Below are 558 nucleotides of genomic sequence, written 5' to 3'. Positions count from 1 at the left end.
CCCCGCCGCGCGCCGCGCCCCGCCGCGCGCCGCGCCCCGCCGCGCGCCGCGCCCCGGCCGACCGGCCCGGCCCGCCAGGTGGGCGAGGTCGCGCACCAGCGCGGCGGGCGCGGGCAGCCCGCGCATCTCGGCGGCCAGCTCCCGGGCGGCGCGGACGGGGCCGGGGTCGCCCAGCAGCCGCTCGGCGGCCGCGCGCACCCCGCCGACCGCGGCGTCCGGCGCGAGCACGGCGCCCGCGCCGCGCTCCGCGATCCGCCGCCCCAGCAGCGGCTCGTCGAAGGTGGGGCGCGGCACGACGAGCTGGGGGACCCCCGCGTCGAGCCCCGCCCACACCGTCCCGGTGCCGCCGTGGCTGACCACGAGCGCGCAGGTGGGGGCGAGGGCGTGCAGCGGGACCCGGTCGGCCAGGCGGACGTTGGCCGGCACCGGGCCCAGGTCGCGGCGCTGCTCCGCCGGGAGGGTGGCCACCACCTCGGCGTCCAGCCGGGCCAGCTCCGCCAGCACCGCGCCGACCGGCACCGCGTAGCCGTCCTGGCGCTCGGTCGCGGTCCGGCCCAG

General features: G+C 84.6%; 1 protein-coding gene. It reads right to left on the bottom strand.

Translation table 11 applies throughout. From position 1 onward, the window contains the following. Positions 1 to 558: nucleotide disphospho-sugar-binding domain-containing protein (locus tag NT8_RS28185; RefSeq protein ID WP_157516018.1), on the bottom strand; the 558-nt coding region annotated here is incomplete at both ends.

The sequence above is a fragment of the Nocardiopsis trehalosi NBRC 14201 genome (assembly GCF_001552555.1).
In the GTDB taxonomy this organism is placed as follows: Bacteria; Actinomycetota; Actinomycetes; order Streptosporangiales; family Streptosporangiaceae; genus Nocardiopsis_B; species Nocardiopsis_B trehalosi.
This window is presented reverse-complemented; position numbering and strand designations above follow the sequence as displayed.